This window comes from Mediterraneibacter sp., from assembly GCF_030825015.1.
In the GTDB taxonomy this organism is placed as follows: Bacteria; Bacillota; Clostridia; order Lachnospirales; family Lachnospiraceae; genus Mediterraneibacter.
On record NZ_JAPJQP010000014.1, the window covers coordinates 30908 to 48790 of the forward strand.

The window sequence follows — 17883 nt, forward strand, 5'->3', positions numbered from 1 at the left end:
TTTCACTTCACCCTCATTCGTCGTTTTACCGTATGTTTCAACACATCTGAATATCCCGACGCTTTCAGATTTTCTTCATATTGCCGCATCTTTGCCATAGAAATCTCATCTTGAATAAACGGAGTATAAACACGGTCACACCTTTTTAATATTTCATAAAGCCCTAATATGCAATCTCCCAAATCAAGAATAACCGTTTGATAAATACATTGCTCCATGATTGTATCTAAAAACGTGAGCCATTCTTCCTTCGTCACTTCCCGCAGATCTTTTTCATTTGCAATCGGCATAATATAATCCAGCTTCTCATATTGTCCGGTCATCAAACTTGTTTTTAGTCCATAATCCACACGTTCCTGCTTTAAGTAATACAAAAGATCTCCCAGATCCTGATTCTTCCCGCTTTGAAAATAAAAATCATTTCCCGAATATCCTTCCATGTTGATATAAAGAACCGGAACTTTTTCTGCTATTTTTTCTCCCAGGCAAAGAGCAAACTCTGTTTTTCCAATTCGGTGTATCGGTGAATAAACTCCAATCAGACCTTTTACGTCAGGTTCATCCCTTATCCTTTTTTTCCCTTTTTGAGACATGTTCCCTTCTACTGCATATTTCTCTGTCTTTTCGAAAGTTTCTTCATGCTTTCTCACATCCTCTGTTCTTTTTTCTTCTGTCTCTTCACATTTATCCAAAATCTCCTTTACAACTTTTCTTCTTTCGATTTCTGTGCTTCCTTCTTCTGCTCTTCGTTCTACGGTTCTTTTTTCTCCTGTTCTTATTCCTGCTCTTTCTAATCTTCCGTTTCCGATCTTTCCTGTTTCTGCCTGAATGATCTTGAGAATTTTTGCTGCAGACTGATACCGAAATACGACTGTTTCTCCCGCTTCTCCCTGTCTTTTTACACTTTCTGACAAGAGGAACGTCTTACTTGCTTTTACATATTCTTTCACAGCCGGATAACACTCTTCTGCAATAAAAAGAGCTTCTATTTCCTCATGTTTTCCAAATTCTACGACTTTCTGAATGTCACTGAAAAAATGGAATTGAAATCTTATTCCAAAATGTTTCACTAATATGCTTAATAAGTATTCTGCATATTCTTCCTGCACATCACAGACTAAAAAATTTCCCGCTGTATGTTTACTCTTTTCTTTTTCCATAATTTGAATTTTGCTGCGAACCGCACAGCACGAATAAAAATATACGATATCCGGTCTTATGATTTCCGGATTTTTGAAGATCTGTTTTCCCTCAAAAACAGATCTGTCAGCAGTTGATCTCTGCCGGTAAAATGCATTATAAACAGCAGATTTTATTTTGTCTATAACAAATTTCAAATCTGCCGTTTTTTGTAAAAATCTCACAAAACTTGATAGCAAACAATCCCATAAAGCAGTCCAACCCCAGGAATTCCAAGCATTCCGGATGTCAAAAAGGAAACTGCATTCAAACCCACATTAATTGAAGATTCAGGTGGAATCACATACTGGTTTATAAAAAAAATAAGCGCCATTCCTACCACTGCACGAACGATAAAATTCACTGCTGCGGATAAAATTTTTCTTCCCAGTTTTCTCTCTTCCTTTCCGCTACTTTTCTATGACTCTATTTTATTCTCACATAAAACTCTTTATTCCACTCTTCTGTTTATATCCTTAAGTACAAACTGTTATAAGTCAAATCGCATGAAGTCTAAAAAGCACATTCCGGGATTATAAGCGGTCACCAAGGTCTCGGGCAAGCCCTGACTTTGGCTCGTCGCTATGAAAAAAAAGACTGACAAGATTTCCTCATCAGTCTTTTTCACATAACCCTTACTGTTTATCAACAATAATTCCTCTGTTTTTATTTGTTTTCCACATCTTCTTCCGTGTTATCTTCTGACTTATCCACTGCATTTTCAGCTATATTTCCCACAGTGTCGTCTTCCTCTTTAATCTCGACTTCTTCTCCATCGATCTCTGCTGATGCAGTTCTTACTTTTGCCACGCTTGCCACTGTTTCGCGTTCCGGAAGATTAATCAGTTTTACTCCTGATGTAATTCGTCCATACTGAGAAATATCAGAGCATTTCATTCGAATCACGATTCCTTCTGTATTGATAATCATGATTTCACTTTCTTCATCCACAGCTTTCATTCCGACTACATTTCCGGTCTTTTCTGTGATCTTATAACATTTCACACCTTTTCCGCCGCGGTTTTGTTTCGTAAATTCTTCCATGCTTGTACGTTTTCCCATACCTTTTTCCGAAACAATCAAAATATCTTTTCCCTGACTGCTCATCTGCATACCGATGATTTCGTCATTATCACCTAAATTCATACCTCTGACGCCCATAGACACACGGCCTGTAGAACGAACGTCTTTTTCATTAAAGCGGATACATTGTCCATATTTTGTCACTAGAAGAATGTCCTGATCATTGTCCGTTACTTTGACTTCGATCAAAAGATCATCTTCACGGAGAGAAATCGCCGCAAGTCCTGTTTTTCTCACATTCATATAGTCCTGAATCGGAGTCTTTTTCACAAGACCTTTCTTTGTTGCCATAAACAGATATTTTCCATCTTCATACTCTTTGATCGGAATTGTCGCGGTAATCTTCTCATCCGGCATAAGCTGCAGAAGATTAATCACAGCCGTGCCTCTTGCAGTTCTTCCTGCTTCCGGTATCTCATATGCTTTCAGTCTGTACACACGCCCTTTATTTGTGAAGAACATAATATAATGGTGACTTGTTGTAACAAACAATTCTCTTATAAAGTCTTCTTCAAGCGTCTGCATTCCTTTGATTCCTTTGCCTCCCCGGTTCTGACTCTTGAAGGTATCCATGCTCATACGCTTAATGTAACCCATATTTGTCACAGTAATGACAACATTTTCTCGTGGAATCAAATCCTCCATCGAAATATCAAATTCATCATAACCGATCTGGGTTCTTCTATCATCTCCGTATTTTTCGGAAATGATAAGAATTTCTTTTCTGATCACTCCGAGAAGCAGTTTTCTGTCAGCAAGAATCGCACGATATTCTTCGATTTTTTTCATCAATTCTGCGTATTCTGCTTCCAGTTTTTCTCTTTCCAAACCTGTAAGAGCTCTCAGACGCATATCTACGATTGCCTGTGCCTGTGCTTCCGACAGATCAAACCTTGCAATCAACTCTGCCTTTGCTTCCTGAACATTTTTTGATCCGCGAATGATCTTGATTACTTCATCAATATTATCCAAAGCAATCAATAATCCCTGCAAAATATGAGCTCTTTCTTCCGCCTTATTCAGATCATATTTTGTTCTTCTTGTAACAACTTCTTCCTGATGCGTCAAATAATATTTCAACATATCAAGAATATTCATAACTTTCGGTTCATTATTGACAAGCGCAAGCATGATCACACCAAATGTATCCTGAAGCTGTGTGTGCTTATAAAGCTGATTCAAAATAACATTCGGATTCACATCACGGCGAAGTTCAATGCAGATACGCATCCCTTCTCGGCTTGACTGATCGCTTAAGTCTGTAATTCCGTCAATTTTTTTATCTCTTACAAGTTCTGCAATTTTCTCTATAAGACGCGCTTTGTTTACCATGAAAGGAAGTTCTGTAACGATAATTCTGTTCTTTCCGTTTTGCATCGGTTCAATGTCCGTCACAGCTCTTACTCTGATCTTTCCACGACCTGTTCTGTATGCTTCTTCAATTCCTCTTGTACCAAGTATTTCAGCTCCCGTAGGGAAATCCGGTCCCTTAATGATCTGAAGGATGTCTTCAATCGTAGTTTCTCCGTTTTCATCAATTTGATCGTCAATGATCTTTACAACAGCACCGATTACTTCCCGAAGATTATGAGGCGGAATATTCGTCGCCATACCGACTGCAATTCCTGAAGTTCCATTTACAAGAAGATTCGGAAATCTTGACGGAAGTACAACCGGCTCTTTCTCTGTCTCATCAAAGTTCGGTACAAAATCAACAGTATCTTTGTTGATATCCGCTGTCATTTCCATTGAAATCTTACTTAAACGAGCCTCCGTATAACGCATCGCGGCAGCTCCGTCTCCGTCCACCGAACCGAAGTTTCCGTGACCGTCAACAAGCGGGTATCGCGTTGACCATTCCTGCGCGAGATTTACTAACGCGCCATAAATAGAACTATCTCCATGCGGATGATATTTACCCATTGTATCACCGACGATACGCGCACATTTACGATGCGGTTTATCCGGACCATTGTTCAGTTCGATCATGGAATACAGAATTCTTCTTTGCACAGGCTTCAATCCGTCTCTTACATCAGGAAGCGCTCGCGCCGCAATAACGCTCATCGCATAATCAATGTAGGAAGTTTCCATCGTCTTTTTCAAATCGACCTCATGGATTTTGTCAAAAATATTATCTTCCATTCTTTATCTCCTTTTTACTGATTTCCAATCCATAGAATTCATTTTATTTCCTTCTCTTTCGCTCCGATCCAGTAAGAAAATCTTCGTTCCTCGATTTTCTTACTGGTTTGGCATTTCCAATGCCAAACCATACGCCCCTTATATGACATGAAAATAAATGAATTTATTTTCATGCCCTCTAAGGTTCTGTGATCGTCGCTGTAAAGTGTTATATATCCAAATTTTTAACGTATTTTGCATTTTCTTCTATGAATTCGCGTCTTGGTTCTACCTTATCTCCCATAAGGGTCGTAAATGTCAGATCTAATTCAGATGATGTCTCTTCATCCATCGTTACACGAAGAAGAATTCTATGTTCAGGATCCATTGTTGTCTCCCAAAGCTGATCTGCATCCATCTCTCCCAAACCTTTATAACGCTGTATCTTATTATTGCTGTCTCTTCCAACTTCTGTAAGAATCTGATTCAATTCTTCATCGCTGTATGCATACCAGACTTTTTTATTTTTCTCAAGTTTATAAAGAGGCGGCTGTGCAAGATACACATATCCTTCTTTAATCAGATCCGGCATAAACCGATAAAGGAATGTAAGCAGTAATGTACTGATATGCGCGCCATCTACATCGGCATCGGTCATAATAATGATCTTATGATATCTTAATTTTGAAATATCAAAATCATCATGAATTCCTGTTCCAAAAGCAGTGATCATTGCTTTGATCTCTGCATTTGCATAAATCTTATCAAGACGAGCCTTCTCTACATTCAAAATTTTTCCTCTCAGCGGAAGAATTGCCTGTGTCGCACGATCCCTCGCCGTCTTTGCAGAACCACCGGCAGAATCTCCCTCTACGATGTATATCTCACAATTTACGGGATCTTTATCCGAACAATCGGCAAGCTTACCCGGAAGAGAAGTTCCTTCTAATGCAGATTTTCTTCTTGTAAGATCTCTCGCTTTTCTCGCGGCTTCCCTTGCACGCTGTGCCATCACAGATTTCTCAACTGTAATCTTTGCAACACTCGGATTCTGTTCTAAGAAAATTTCCAACTGTGAAGAAAGAATACTGTTTACAGCTCCTCTCGCCTCACTGTTTCCGAGTTTTTGCTTCGTCTGACCTTCAAACTGAGGATCTTCTATCTTTACGCTTACAATCGCAGTAAGACCTTCTCTGATATCATCTCCTGAAAGATTCGGCTCACTGTCCTTTAAAAGCCTGTTCTTTCTTGCATAATCATTAAACGTCTTTGTGAGAGCCCCTCTGAATCCTTCGATATGTGTACCGCCCTCCGGCGTTGTAATATTATTTACAAATCCATAAGTATTTTCACTGTAAGAATCGTTATGCTGCATTGCAATTTCCACTGCAACGCCGTCTTTCATTCCTTCACAGTAAATAATCTGCTCATAAAGCGGCGTCTTACTTTTATTCAAATATGTGACAAATTCTTTAATTCCGCCTTCGTAATGGAATGTGTGCTCTCTTAATTCTTCCTCACGCCAGTCTCTTAATACGATCTTAAGACCTTTTGTTAAAAACGCCATCTCTCTGAAACGCTGTTTCAGCGTATCATAATCAAAAATCGTATCATCAAAGATTTCTGCGTCAGGTAAAAATGTTACTTTTGTCCCTGTTCTGTCAGGTTCGCATTCGCCGATCGTTTTTAATTTATATACAACCTTTCCTCTCTCATAACGCTGTTTATAAATCTGACCTTCATGATAAATTTCTACTTCAAGCCACTCAGAAAGAGCATTTACTACAGACGCACCTACTCCGTGAAGTCCTCCGGATACTTTGTACCCTCCTCCGCCGAATTTTCCACCTGCATGAAGTACAGTAAATACAACCTCAACTGCCGGAAGTCCTGCTTTGTGGTTGATGCCTACCGGAATTCCTCTTCCATTATCGCATACTGTAATGGAATTATCTTTATTGATATTTACCTGTATTTCATCACAATATCCCGCCAATGCCTCGTCTACGGAATTGTCTACGATCTCATATACAAGATGATGAAGTCCCCTCGTCGAAGTACTGCCGATATACATACCCGGCCTTTTTCTTACGGCTTCAAGACCTTCCAAAATCTGGATTTGATCCGCCCCGTATTCCGCGTCAAATTCTGTACTTGATGCACCCATGTAATACCCTCCTAATTTGCATTTACTGCATGTCCGTTCTTTATGTGAAATATCTTATTAATAGAAAATCTGTGATTGACAAACTCATCTAAACCTGTACACGTTATGATCGTCTGTACATCGTCGATACTATCTAATAAATAGTTTTGCCGATGTTTATCCAATTCAGACAATACATCGTCAAGAAGTAAGATCGGCGTATCGTTCAGCTCTTTTTTTACAAGTTCGATTTCCGATAATTTCAGCGATAACGCCGCTGTTCTCTGCTGTCCCTGCGATCCGAATCTTCTGATATCCAATCCCGTATCTGTCGTGAAACAAATATCGTCTCTGTGAGGACCTGCCGTCGTACTTTTCATACGCAGATCCCGTTCTCTGTATTTGTTTAACGCATCTTCGAACGTCATATTTCCAAGACTGCTCTCATACGTCAAAGTAATCCGCTCTTTTCCTCCGGTAAGCTTATAATGAATATCCGAAATAATGCCGTTTACCTCTTTGACAAATTCCTGACGACGCTCTAAAATCTTCCTGCCATATTCTGCAAGCTGCATATCCCATATATCCAATGTCTCTATCAGATTTTTCTGTCCGTATATATCTTTTAACAAGGAATTTCTCTGATTGATGATCCGATTATAGTTAGAAAGATTATTAAGATAAATTTTATCAAGCTGTGAAAGTTCCAGATCAATAAATCTTCTTCTTCCTGCCGGACCTTCTTTTATGATATTAAGATCCTCCGGGGAAAAAAACACAAAATGAACAATTCCAAACAATTCCCCTGCTCTCCTGATCGGAACTTTATCAATAGCAATCCCTTTCGGACTGTTTTTTTTCAAATGCATATCGATCTGAAAATCTATTTTCCGCTTTTCAATAATCGTCTCTATATGTGACTCATCATACCCGAACTGAATGACATCTCTGTCTTTCGTTCCCCTGTGGGATTTCGTCGTTCCCGATAAATACAGAGCTTCCAGTATATTCGTTTTTCCCTGAGCGTTATCACCATACAGAATATTTGTCTTCGGATCAAACGTAAGATCAAGAAGATCATAATTTCTGTAATTTTTAAGCTTCAAAGACTTGATAATCATAACTTTCCCATCTAATTTATTTTACACGTTTTTTATCTTTTTTTCAATGTACGGATTTGACTTACAATTCCGTTTCTAATTCCTTTCATACAGGATTTTTATTTTTGAACTGTCAATTCATCTTCTTCAAAAGATACAACATCATTCGGATAAAGTTTCCTTCCTCTTCTTGTCTCAACTTCTCCGTTTACACTGACAAGTCCTTCCTGTATAACCTCTTTTGCCTGTCCGCCGTTTTCAACAAAACCGGCTGCTTTTAAAACCTGTCCGAGCCGGATGAATTCTTCTCCGGCTCTCAAATGAAACAATTCCATATTTTACTCCTTTTATATTATACCGCTGCATTAAAATTCACAGGAAGAATGAGATAAATATAACTCTGCGTCTCATCCTTTATGAAGCACGGCGCTTTTGCATTCATGAAATAAAGATCTACCTCTTCATCATCAATTACACGAAGAGCATCGATCAAAAATTTCGGGTTAAATCCGATAAGAAGATCCTTCCCTTCTTTGATACACATAATCTCATCATCCATCGAACCAACCTGAGATTTGATCTTAAACTCCATCGATTCATCTCTTATATCGATAATCAACGGTTTTTTATCTCCCTCTTTGATCAACAAAGTAGCTCTGTCGATACAATCCAGCAGCTCTCTTTTATTTATTTTTACTTTTGTTTCATAATCGCTTGAAAGCATCTGATCGATTCGGAAATATTCTCCTTCGATCAGTCGTGATACAACGATCGTCCTTTCAAATTCGAAAACGATATGATTCTTTGTAAACGAAATGTCTACATCTGCGTTTGATTCCCCGCCTATAATCTTACTGATTTCCTGAAGTGTCTTACCTGGAACGATTACTTTCTTAGGAGCATAAGAATCTTTCAGTTCTATCTTTCGAATTGAAATTCTGTGTCCGTCAAGAGATACAACTTTCAGTATATTGTCCTCGATCTCAAAAAGCTCTCCTGTCATCATCTTATTCGTATCGCTGTCTGCGATTGAAAAGATCGTCTGCCGGATCACTTCCTTCAACGTAAATTCTGAAACGGTAATAAAGTCATCTTTCTCAATATTCGGCAGGTACGAGAAATCATCTCCCGGCTGTGACGCGATTTTAAATTTCGCTTTCCCACATACGATAAGAGTTTGATTATCTCCCTGTGTTTCTATAATCACTTCATTGTCAGGGAGCTTTCTTACAATCTCTGCAAATATTTTTGCATTCAATGCCAAAATTCCGCGTTCAATAATTTCCCCGTCTATAGACGTTTCGATTCCAAGCTCCATATCATTTGCAGTCAGTTTAATAATGTCTGTTGATGCGTCTATTAAAATACATTCGAGAATCGGCATTGTTGTTTTTGATGGAACTGCTTTAGATACAATGCTGACTCCTTTAGACAGGTTTTGTTTTGTGCATATAATTTTCATGAAAAAAGTAACTCCTTTCGCTCTGTGTGGAAAAGTCTAACGCACGCGAAATTATATGTATTTATATAAAATCAATTCCGCAGTCGTCGTATTAGGGGCTGTGAATAAGTTGAAAACTGTCTCAACCCCTTGAAAAATCAAGGTTTTCAGCTTGTGATAACTGTGTGGGTTTCAAGTTGAAACGATGAGGAAAGTGTGGGAATAAATCTGAGCCTTAAAAAAGCGATTTTATGTTATTAACATCTTTTCCCATTGTTTTCCATAATAATCTACATAGTTATCCACAATTAAATTGGATTTATCTTCTTTTTTATAATGTTAACTGTATTGTTAAGAGCTTCGTCTGTTTTCAATTCGTTCTCAATCTTCTTAACGCCGTGGTTGACAGAAGCATGGTCCTTTCCTCCGAGAATTGCTCCGATGGCTTTAAGCGGCGTATCTGTAAGAGTACGGCAAAGGTACATGATGATCTGCCTTGGAAGAACGATTTCAGCATTACGTTTCTTTCCTTTTAATTCAGAAATAGGAATATTAAAATGTTCAGATACGATATCAATAATAAGTTCCGGAGTGACCTCGCGGTTATTGTCAGGAGAAATCATATCTTTTAAAGCCTCTGCAGCAAGTGGAATATCGATCGGTTTATTCTCAAGGTTAGAAAGAGCGATCAGCTTATTCAGAGAGCCTTCCAATTCACGGATATTTGATTTGATATTATTAGCAATATACTGCATAACATCGTCAGGTATATGATATTTTTCAAGACCGTCAAGTTCTTCTTTCTTCCTAAGAATTGCCATTCTTGTCTCATAGTCAGGCGAGGAAATATCGGCAATCAGTCCCCACTCAAATCTTGTGCGAAGACGGGCTTCCAGTGTCTCAATATCTTTTGGAGGTTTATCACTGGAGATAATGATCTGTTTTCCTGACACATGAAGATGGTTAAACGTATGGAAAAATTCTTCCTGTGTACTTTCTTTTCCTATAATAAACTGAATATCGTCAATTAGAAGGACGTCGTTATTCCGGTATTTTTCACGGAACTTTGTCATTGCAAGTTCACTGCCTGTTTTACCGGCTTTCAACGCGTCGATCAATTCGTTTGTAAATGTTTCACTTGTAACGTACAGCACTTTTTTAGACGGATCGTTTGCAAGTATGAAATGGGCAACGGAATGCATAAGATGCGTTTTGCCCAATCCAACGCCTCCATATATAAAGAGAGGATTGTAAATCTCTCCCGGAGACTCCGCCACTGCAAGTGAAGCTGCGTGCGCGAAGTTATTGTTGCTTCCTACAACGAAAGTATCAAAAGTATATTTCGGATTCAGGTTTGCTTTTTCATAGATCGCGTTCACTCTGTTCTTTTTATTAATGCTTTCCTTTTTCTCCTGAATAACCGTCTCATTATCTGTAACAAAAGCGACTTCAAATTCAATCCCGGTTACTTCTGCAATGCAGACTTTAAAAGGAAGAAGATATTTTTCTTCAATATGTTCAAGACTTGCCCTTAATTGGACAAGGATATAGACGGTATTATCCTTCACTTCATAAACCGTCAAAGGCGCGATCCAGGTAGTATAAGAAATATTGGACGAGCAGTATTCAAGTTTCATCTTATTTAATATCAAATTCCAGTTTTGTTCTACAATGTTCATCAAAAGTAACTCCTAATCAATAGAATAGAGAGATATCAAGGCAAAATCTCTCTATTACATTTTACATCAAAAGCGGTTCTTAGGCAATGAGAAATAATGTGTATAACTTTATTCACAAGAATAATATGCGTAATATAAACGTTTTTTCAAAAAAATAAATCTTATCCACAGCTTATCCCAAAGTTTTTAACAGGTTATCCACACAAAAAACAATATTTTTCCCCAAATTGTGGATAACTTAAAAAAAAGTAAAAATAATTTCAATAAATTAAGAATCACTTCGGAATAGATTTTTTTAATAAATTTGAAGAAATATTTCTATGAAACCCTTGATTTTGCTTGACTTATAGCGGTTTTCTTACTATAATTAAGAGCAGTGTTTTTTCAGATATAATAAGAAAAGGTTAAATTTGGAAAAAACACAGAAAGAAAACGTTAATTATTGTGAATACTTTATTATAAAGTATATCAGAAAAGAGGAGGTGTATTTGATATGAAAATGACATTTCAGCCGAAGAAAAGATCCAGATCTAAAGTTCACGGATTCAGAGCAAGAATGAGCACACCGGGCGGAAGAAAAGTATTAGCTGCCAGAAGAGCAAAAGGAAGAAAACAGTTATCAGCTTAGGCCGCATATATGTGGCCTTTTCTTCTATTTATTTTTATTACGCAGTCACAGGCAGACTGAAGAAGAGGTTTTGAATGAAATTTTCCCAGTCTTTAAAGAAAAACAGAGATTTTCAGAATGTTTATAAAAAGGGAACATCTTTTGCAAACAGTTATCTTGTTATGTACATTTTAGAAAATGGACTTCAGGAAAACCGAATAGGTATATCAGTAAGCAAAAAAGTAGGAAACAGTGTTGTCAGACATCATCTGACGAGACTGATCAGAGAAAGTTACAGACTGTCGGAAGAACATTTCCGGTGTGGACTGGATATAGTTGTAATTGCAAGAACAAGTGCGAAGGGAAAGAATTATCATGAAATTAATAGCGCACTGATCCACCTCGGAAAGCTTCATAAAATATATAATTAAAAGGAAGTGGCGCGGATGAAGCGGGTGATGTTATGGCTGATCCGATTTTACAGAAAGTATTTATCCGGTCTGAAAGGATACAGCACATGTAAGTACTATCCCACATGTTCCCAGTACGGGATCGAGGCGATAGAAAAATATGGTGCAATCAAGGGCGGTGCACTGACCGTCTGGAGAATCCTGCGCTGCAATCCATTTTCAAAAGGCGGGTATGATCCGGTACCTTAAGGAGGACAAGTAATGGAAATTTTCGCAATGTCGGCTGCAGGAATTTATGATTGGCCGATCATTAAGCAGGTATCATGGCTGTTAGGTCAGGTCATGAATGGTATTTACAATGCATTGAGCGCAATCGGAATTGAAAATATCGGTGTGGCGATCATCGTATTTACGATTATTGTATACACGATCCTTCTTCCGCTTACGATCAAACAGCAGAAGTTTACAAAGATGTCGGCTGTGATGCAGCCTGAGATTCAGAAGATCCAGAAAAAATATGCAAATAAAAAGGATCAGGCTTCCATGCTGAAACAGCAGGAAGAGATGAATATGGTTTATGATAAGTACGGTTTGAAGATGTCGAGCGGATGTCTTCCGTCATTATTACAGATCGTATTTCTTTTCGGACTTTATCCGGTAGTACAGAACATTCCGGAATATGTTACAAAAGTAAGAAATGTATATCTTCCTCTCGTTGAGAAAATTCAGGCAACGTCAGGATATCAGAAAATTATCGAATCTTTGGCAACAGGTCTTGTTCCGGGAGCAGAATCTATGGATTATTCGAAAGCCGGAAACTTGATCGAAGTAATGTATAAGTTCCAAACATCTACATGGAATGAATTGATCGATAAGATGCCGAATCTTGAGAGTGTTGTAAACAGTACGATGGCAGATGTCTCTCATCTGAACAACTTCTTAGGAATTGATATCGGAGCGCATCCGTGGAATCTTCTTACAGATGCTTTGGCAGCGGCTTCTATCGGCGGAATCATCATTGCGGTTCTTATTCCGGTGCTTGCAGGTTTGACACAGTTTATCAGTGTAAAACTTTCTCAGGCAGGTGCAGGCGCAGCTGCGATAAGCGATGATAATCCGATGGCAAGTTCTATGAAGACAATGACTTATACAATGCCGTTGATCTCCGTTGTATTCGGTTTCACACTTCCGGCAGGTCTTGGTTTATACTGGGTAGCGAGTGCGGCCGTGCGAAGTGTTCAGCAGCTTGCCGTTAATAAATATTTGGCAAAGAAAAGCATTGACGATATTATAAAAGAAAATCAGGAAAAAGCGAAAAAGAAACGAGAGAAAAAAGGTACTTCCGCGGAAGAAATCAATAAGATGGCAACAAAGAGTACCCGAAATGTAGGAACGTCTTCCACTTCTAAGGCAAAGGGGAAAGCAATCGATGCCGAAAAGGAAGAGAAGATAAGGAAAGCACAGGAACTTGCAAAGAATGCAAAACCGGGAAGTCTTACTTCAAAAGCAAATCTTGTAAACAGATATAACAGCGGAGCAAAGACAGAAGAAGTAATTCCGGAAAAGCAAGATAATAAGAAAAAGAAATAAACTGTTTGCGGGAAAGGAATGAATGGTATGAAAAGTAATATCAGAGTATCTGCAAAAACTTTAGATGATGCAATTACAGAGGCAATGATTCAGTTAGGCGTTACAAGCGACAGAATTGAATATAATGTGATTGAAAAAGGAAGCGCAGGTTTTCTTGGAATCGGTATGAAACAGGCAGTGATCGAAGCGTGGAAAAAGGAAGATAAAGAAGAGGAAGCGTTTTTGAAAGCTGTTGAAGAGACGATAAGAGAGACTCCCGTAACAGAAGATTTTTCAACAGAAGATGATGTGAAAGAAGAAAGCGCATCAGTGAAAGAAGAAATTGTACGGGAAGAAAAAGTTGAAAAAGAAGAAGCTCCTGAGAAAGAGAAAAAAGCAGAGCAGACTTCCGTAAAGAAAAGAGAGCATCTCGGAAAAGTAGAAGATGAGACAATTAAATATGTAGAACAGTTTGTAAAAGATACTTTAAAAGCAATGAATATGGAAGTAGAAATTACATCTTCTATTGATGAAGACGGCGCGCTTTATGTTGATATGAAGGGCGACAACATGGGAATTTTGATCGGCAAAAGAGGTCAGACGCTTGATTCCCTTCAATATCTTGCGAACCGTGTTGCAAACAAACATCAGTCAGATTATGTAAGAGTGAAACTTGATACAGAAAATTATCGCGCAAGAAGAGAAGAAACGTTGAAACATCTTGCAAAAAACATCGCTCATAAAGTAAAGAGAAACAGAAGACCGGTAATACTTGAGCCGATGAATCCGTACGAAAGAAGAATCATTCATTCCACATTGCAGTCCGATCCATATGTGACGACACACAGTGAAGGTGAGGAGCCGTACAGAAAAGTTGTAGTTACATTGAAAAGATAATAAAAGTTCATAAAAATTAAGAGTAAAAAGACGCTTGACAGGATGCGGTAAACGCAAAATATCAAGCGTTTTTTTCATTGACGAACAGGAAGTTTCAATCTAAAATAAAAGGTAGCGTTTAGGTAAAATATAATATGAAAAATTAAATCATTCATAGAGATAGAATATGTGGAGAGCGGGATAGAATGAGAAAAGAAACGATTGCAGCCATATCGACAGGGATGACAAATTCAGGAATCGGAATTGTGAGGATCAGTGGAGAAGAGGCTGTTGTAGTTGCAGACCGGATTTACAGAGGAAAGAAGAATCTTTCTGAAGTTGAGAGTCACACGATAAATTACGGATATATAGTAGATTGTGAAAGCAGTTTGTCTGAAGATCAAACGGAAAATGTGATTGACGAAGTACTTGTTACAGTTATGAGAGCGCCGAGAACGTTTACCGGAGAAGATACAGTGGAGATAAATTGTCACGGCGGAACATTTGTTGTGAAAAAAGTACTGGAAACTGTTTTAAAATATGGCGCAAGTCCGGCAGAACCCGGAGAGTTCACAAAAAGAGCATTTTTAAATGGAAAGATGGATCTGTCGCAGGCAGAAGCCGTGATCGACGTGATCCATTCGGAGAATGAATATGCGCTGCAAAGTTCTGTAAGTCAGTTAAAGGGAAGCGTAAAAAATAAGATCAATGAGATAAGAAGTGAAATCATATATCATACGGCGTTTATCGAGACGGCGCTTGATGATCCTGAACATATCAGTGTCGACGGATATGCAGATACGCTGAAAAAGTCAGCAGATAAGATTATTCAGGAACTGGAACAGCTGATCCATTCTGCCGATGACGGAAGAGTGATAAAAGAAGGAATCAAAACTGTGATCGTAGGCAAACCGAATGCAGGAAAATCCTCTCTTTTAAACGTTCTTGCAGGGCATGAGAGAGCAATCGTAACGGATATTGAAGGTACAACGCGGGATGTGTTGGAAGAGCAGATTAAATTAGGCGGATTAAATCTTAATGTGATTGATACTGCGGGAATCCGTGAAACAGAAGATCTGATTGAAAAAATAGGCGTAGATAAGGCGTTGGAATATGCAGAAACGGCAGATCTGATTATTTATGTTGTTGATGCATCAAGAAATTTAGATGAAAATGATGAGAAGATCATCGATATGATCCGGAATAAAAAAGCAGTAGTTTTGCTAAACAAAACAGATGTTGATACTGTGATCTCAGAAGAAGATATGAGAGAAAAAATTGAGGATCTTCCGATTATTTCAATATCTGCAAAAAAAGAAACCGGAATTAAAGATCTGGAAAATAAAGTAAAAGAGATGTTTTTAAAAGGTGACATTTCGTTTAATAATCAAGTATATATCTCAAATGTCCGTCAGAAAAATGCTCTTTTAGAAGCTCTTGAAAGTATGAAAAAAGTGATCAGAAGCATTGAGGATAATATGCCGGAAGACTTTTATTCCATCGATCTTATGGATGCATATGAGAGTCTCGGAAGTATTACGGGAAATTCAGTAGGAGAAGACTTAATAAATGAAATATTCAGCAAATTCTGTATGGGAAAATAAAGATCAATATGATATTGCAGTTGTAGGTGCAGGACACGCAGGCTGCGAGGCGGCTTTGGCGTGTGCGCGTTTAGGCTTTCGCACAGTTATGTTTACGGTGAGTGTGGACAGTATTGCGCTGATGCCGTGTAATCCGAATATAGGAGGAAGTTCAAAAGGACATCTTGTGAAAGAGATTGACGCTCTTGGAGGCGAGATGGGAAAGGTGATCGACAGAACATTTATTCAATCGAAAATGCTGAATCAGTCAAAAGGACCGGCTGTTCATTCTCTTCGCGCACAGGCAGATAAGGCGGACTACAGCAGAGCGATGCGTCAGGTTCTGGAAGATCAGGAAAACCTGGATATCCGCCAAATGGAAGTGACAGATATTTTGGCAGATGATCCAGATGAGTCAGGAATAAGAAGGATACAAGGCGTTCAGACCTATTCAGGCGCCATATACCCTTGTAGAGCGGTTGTTCTGTGCACAGGCACATATTTGAAGGCTCGATGCATTTACGGCGAAATAAGCACACAGACGGGGCCAAACGGACTGCAGAGTGCCAATTATCTCACAGACAGTTTAAAATCACTTGGCATTAAAATGTATCGCTTTAAAACAGGAACTCCGGCAAGGATTGACAAAAATTCGATTGATTTCACAAAGATGGAGGAACAAAAAGGGGATGAAAGGGTCGTTCCTTTTTCGTTTACAACAGATCCAGAAGATGTGCAGATCGATCAGGTGTCATGCTGGCTCACGTATACAAATGAAAAGACACATGAGATCATACGTGATAATTTGGACAGATCCCCGCTGTTTTCAGGCGCTATAGAGGGAACAGGTCCTAGATATTGCCCTTCAATCGAAGATAAGGTTGTAAAATTTCCTGATAAGAATCGTCATCAGGTCTTTATCGAACCTGAAGGAATCCATACAAACGAAATGTATGTCGGAGGTATGTCAAGTTCACTGCCTGAAGACGTTCAGTATGCGATGTACAGAAGCGTTCCGGGATTAGAAAATGCAAAAATTGTAAGAAATGCATATGCAATCGAATATGATTGTATAGATGCAAGACAGTTAAAAAGTACGCTGGAATTTAAAAATATAGACGGACTATTCAGTGGCGGACAGTTTAACGGAAGTTCAGGATATGAAGAAGCGGCAGCACAGGGAATTGTCGCAGGAATTAATGCTGCAAGAAAATTGCAGGGAAAAGAAGGGATTGTGATCGACAGATCCCAGGGATATATCGGAGTATTGATTGATGATCTTGTTACAAAAGAAAGTCGTGAACCGTACAGAATGATGACTTCAAGAGCAGAGTACAGACTTTTGTTAAGGCAGGATAATGCGGATCAGCGTTTGACGAAATTAGGATATGAAATTGGTCTGATCAGTGAAGAAAGATATGAAAAACTTCTTGAAAAAGAGAGATTGATAGAAGAGGAGATCCGGCGGGTAGAAAAGGTAAATGTCGGAACATCGCAAGAAGTTCAAGATTTATTGAAGATATATGAAAGTACACCATTGTCATCAGGAACGACTCTTGCAGAATTGATCAGAAGACCGGAATTATCTTATGAAAAACTTGCGCCAATCGATAAAAACAGGAAAAACCTTCCTGAAGATGTGGCGCAGCAGGTTGATATTAATATTAAATACGATGGATATATAAAACGTCAGATGCGTCAGGTAGAACAGTTTAAGAAACTGGAAAATAAAAAAATACCGGAAAATATCAATTATGATGAAATAAAAAGTCTTCGTATAGAAGCAAAACAAAAATTAAATCAAATCCGTCCGTCTTCGATCGGACAGGCATCCAGAATATCAGGAGTATCACCGGCAGATGTTTCTGTACTTCTCGTTTACTTAGGGAGTAAGTAGAAAGTGAACAGGACATAAACAAAAAAGTAAATAAAACGATAGATTTATGTATTTACAGAGTTTTGGAATGCCATAGTTATGTGATGATAGCGTTTTGGAATAACATAGTTGTATGATGATAGATTTTTATATAAAGATATTAATATAGTTATCTGATTATATATTTATTGGAGAGTGTCTTATATATAC

At 38.4% G+C, this 17883-nt stretch carries 15 protein-coding genes; 7 read left to right on the top strand and 8 right to left on the bottom strand.

Annotated elements, in window-relative coordinates; genetic code table 11:
- Nucleotides 1-2 precede the first annotated feature (2 nt).
- The 8 genes from RCH61_RS07180 to dnaA all read right to left on the bottom strand — a co-directional run bounded on the left by RCH61_RS07180 (nt 3) and on the right by dnaA (nt 10752).
- A complete protein-coding gene (locus RCH61_RS07180) occupies nt 3-1160 on the bottom strand; it encodes a hypothetical protein (RefSeq protein WP_306480302.1) in 1158 nt (385 codons plus the stop codon).
- A 200-nt stretch (nt 1161-1360) separates the two neighbouring features.
- Nucleotides 1361-1558: a pro-sigmaK processing inhibitor BofA family protein gene (locus RCH61_RS09900; protein ID WP_442920448.1), complete on the bottom strand. Its 198-nt coding sequence runs from the start codon at nt 1556-1558 to the stop codon at nt 1361-1363.
- A 287-nt stretch (nt 1559-1845) separates the two neighbouring features.
- Nucleotides 1846-4407, bottom strand: coding sequence for a DNA gyrase subunit A (gyrA, locus tag RCH61_RS07190; RefSeq protein WP_306480303.1), 2562 nt, complete (start codon nt 4405-4407; stop codon nt 1846-1848).
- Nucleotides 4408-4615: 208 nt separating this feature from the next.
- Nucleotides 4616-6553 (bottom strand): DNA topoisomerase (ATP-hydrolyzing) subunit B, encoded by a 1938-nt coding sequence (gene gyrB, locus RCH61_RS07195; protein WP_306480304.1) that lies wholly within the window; start codon nt 6551-6553, stop codon nt 4616-4618.
- A gap of 11 nt (nt 6554-6564) precedes the next feature.
- Nucleotides 6565-7653, bottom strand: coding sequence for a DNA replication/repair protein RecF (gene recF / locus RCH61_RS07200; RefSeq protein WP_306480305.1), 1089 nt, complete (start codon nt 7651-7653; stop codon nt 6565-6567).
- 98 nt (nt 7654-7751) lie between these two features.
- Nucleotides 7752-7967 (bottom strand): RNA-binding S4 domain-containing protein, encoded by a 216-nt coding sequence (locus RCH61_RS07205; protein WP_306480306.1) that lies wholly within the window; start codon nt 7965-7967, stop codon nt 7752-7754.
- A 17-nt stretch (nt 7968-7984) separates the two neighbouring features.
- Entirely contained in the window at nt 7985-9094 is a 1110-nt protein-coding gene (gene dnaN, locus RCH61_RS07210) for a DNA polymerase III subunit beta (protein WP_306480307.1), read from the bottom strand.
- A 287-nt stretch (nt 9095-9381) separates the two neighbouring features.
- Nucleotides 9382-10752 (bottom strand): chromosomal replication initiator protein DnaA, encoded by a 1371-nt coding sequence (dnaA, locus tag RCH61_RS07215; protein WP_306480308.1) that lies wholly within the window; start codon nt 10750-10752, stop codon nt 9382-9384.
- Between the two features lie 493 nt (nt 10753-11245).
- Here dnaA and rpmH point away from each other — a divergent pair, with 493 nt between their 5' ends.
- The 7 genes from rpmH (at nt 11246) to mnmG (ending at nt 17694) form a co-directional block, all read left to right on the top strand.
- Nucleotides 11246-11380, top strand: a complete 135-nt coding sequence (rpmH, locus tag RCH61_RS07220; protein WP_004847680.1) for a 50S ribosomal protein L34 — start codon at nt 11246-11248, stop codon at nt 11378-11380.
- Between the two features lie 74 nt (nt 11381-11454).
- A complete protein-coding gene (gene rnpA, locus RCH61_RS07225; RefSeq protein WP_306480309.1) occupies nt 11455-11790 on the top strand; it encodes a ribonuclease P protein component in 336 nt (111 codons plus the stop codon).
- A 15-nt stretch (nt 11791-11805) separates the two neighbouring features.
- Nucleotides 11806-12018, top strand: a complete 213-nt coding sequence (yidD, locus tag RCH61_RS07230) for a membrane protein insertion efficiency factor YidD (RefSeq protein ID WP_306480310.1) — start codon at nt 11806-11808, stop codon at nt 12016-12018.
- Nucleotides 12019-12030: 12 nt separating this feature from the next.
- Complete coding sequence (gene yidC / locus RCH61_RS07235; protein ID WP_306480311.1) at nt 12031-13359, top strand: membrane protein insertase YidC; 1329 nt, start codon at nt 12031-12033, stop codon at nt 13357-13359.
- A gap of 27 nt (nt 13360-13386) precedes the next feature.
- A complete protein-coding gene (gene jag / locus RCH61_RS07240) occupies nt 13387-14235 on the top strand; it encodes an RNA-binding cell elongation regulator Jag/EloR (RefSeq protein ID WP_306480312.1) in 849 nt (282 codons plus the stop codon).
- Between the two features lie 185 nt (nt 14236-14420).
- A complete protein-coding gene (gene mnmE, locus RCH61_RS07245; RefSeq protein ID WP_306480313.1) occupies nt 14421-15818 on the top strand; it encodes a tRNA uridine-5-carboxymethylaminomethyl(34) synthesis GTPase MnmE in 1398 nt (465 codons plus the stop codon).
- On the top strand, nt 15784-17694 hold the full coding sequence (gene mnmG / locus RCH61_RS07250; protein ID WP_306480314.1) for a tRNA uridine-5-carboxymethylaminomethyl(34) synthesis enzyme MnmG: 1911 nt from the start codon (nt 15784-15786) through the stop codon (nt 17692-17694). Before mnmE ends, mnmG begins: the two co-directional genes overlap by 35 nt.
- Nucleotides 17695-17883: the final 189 nt, after the last annotated feature.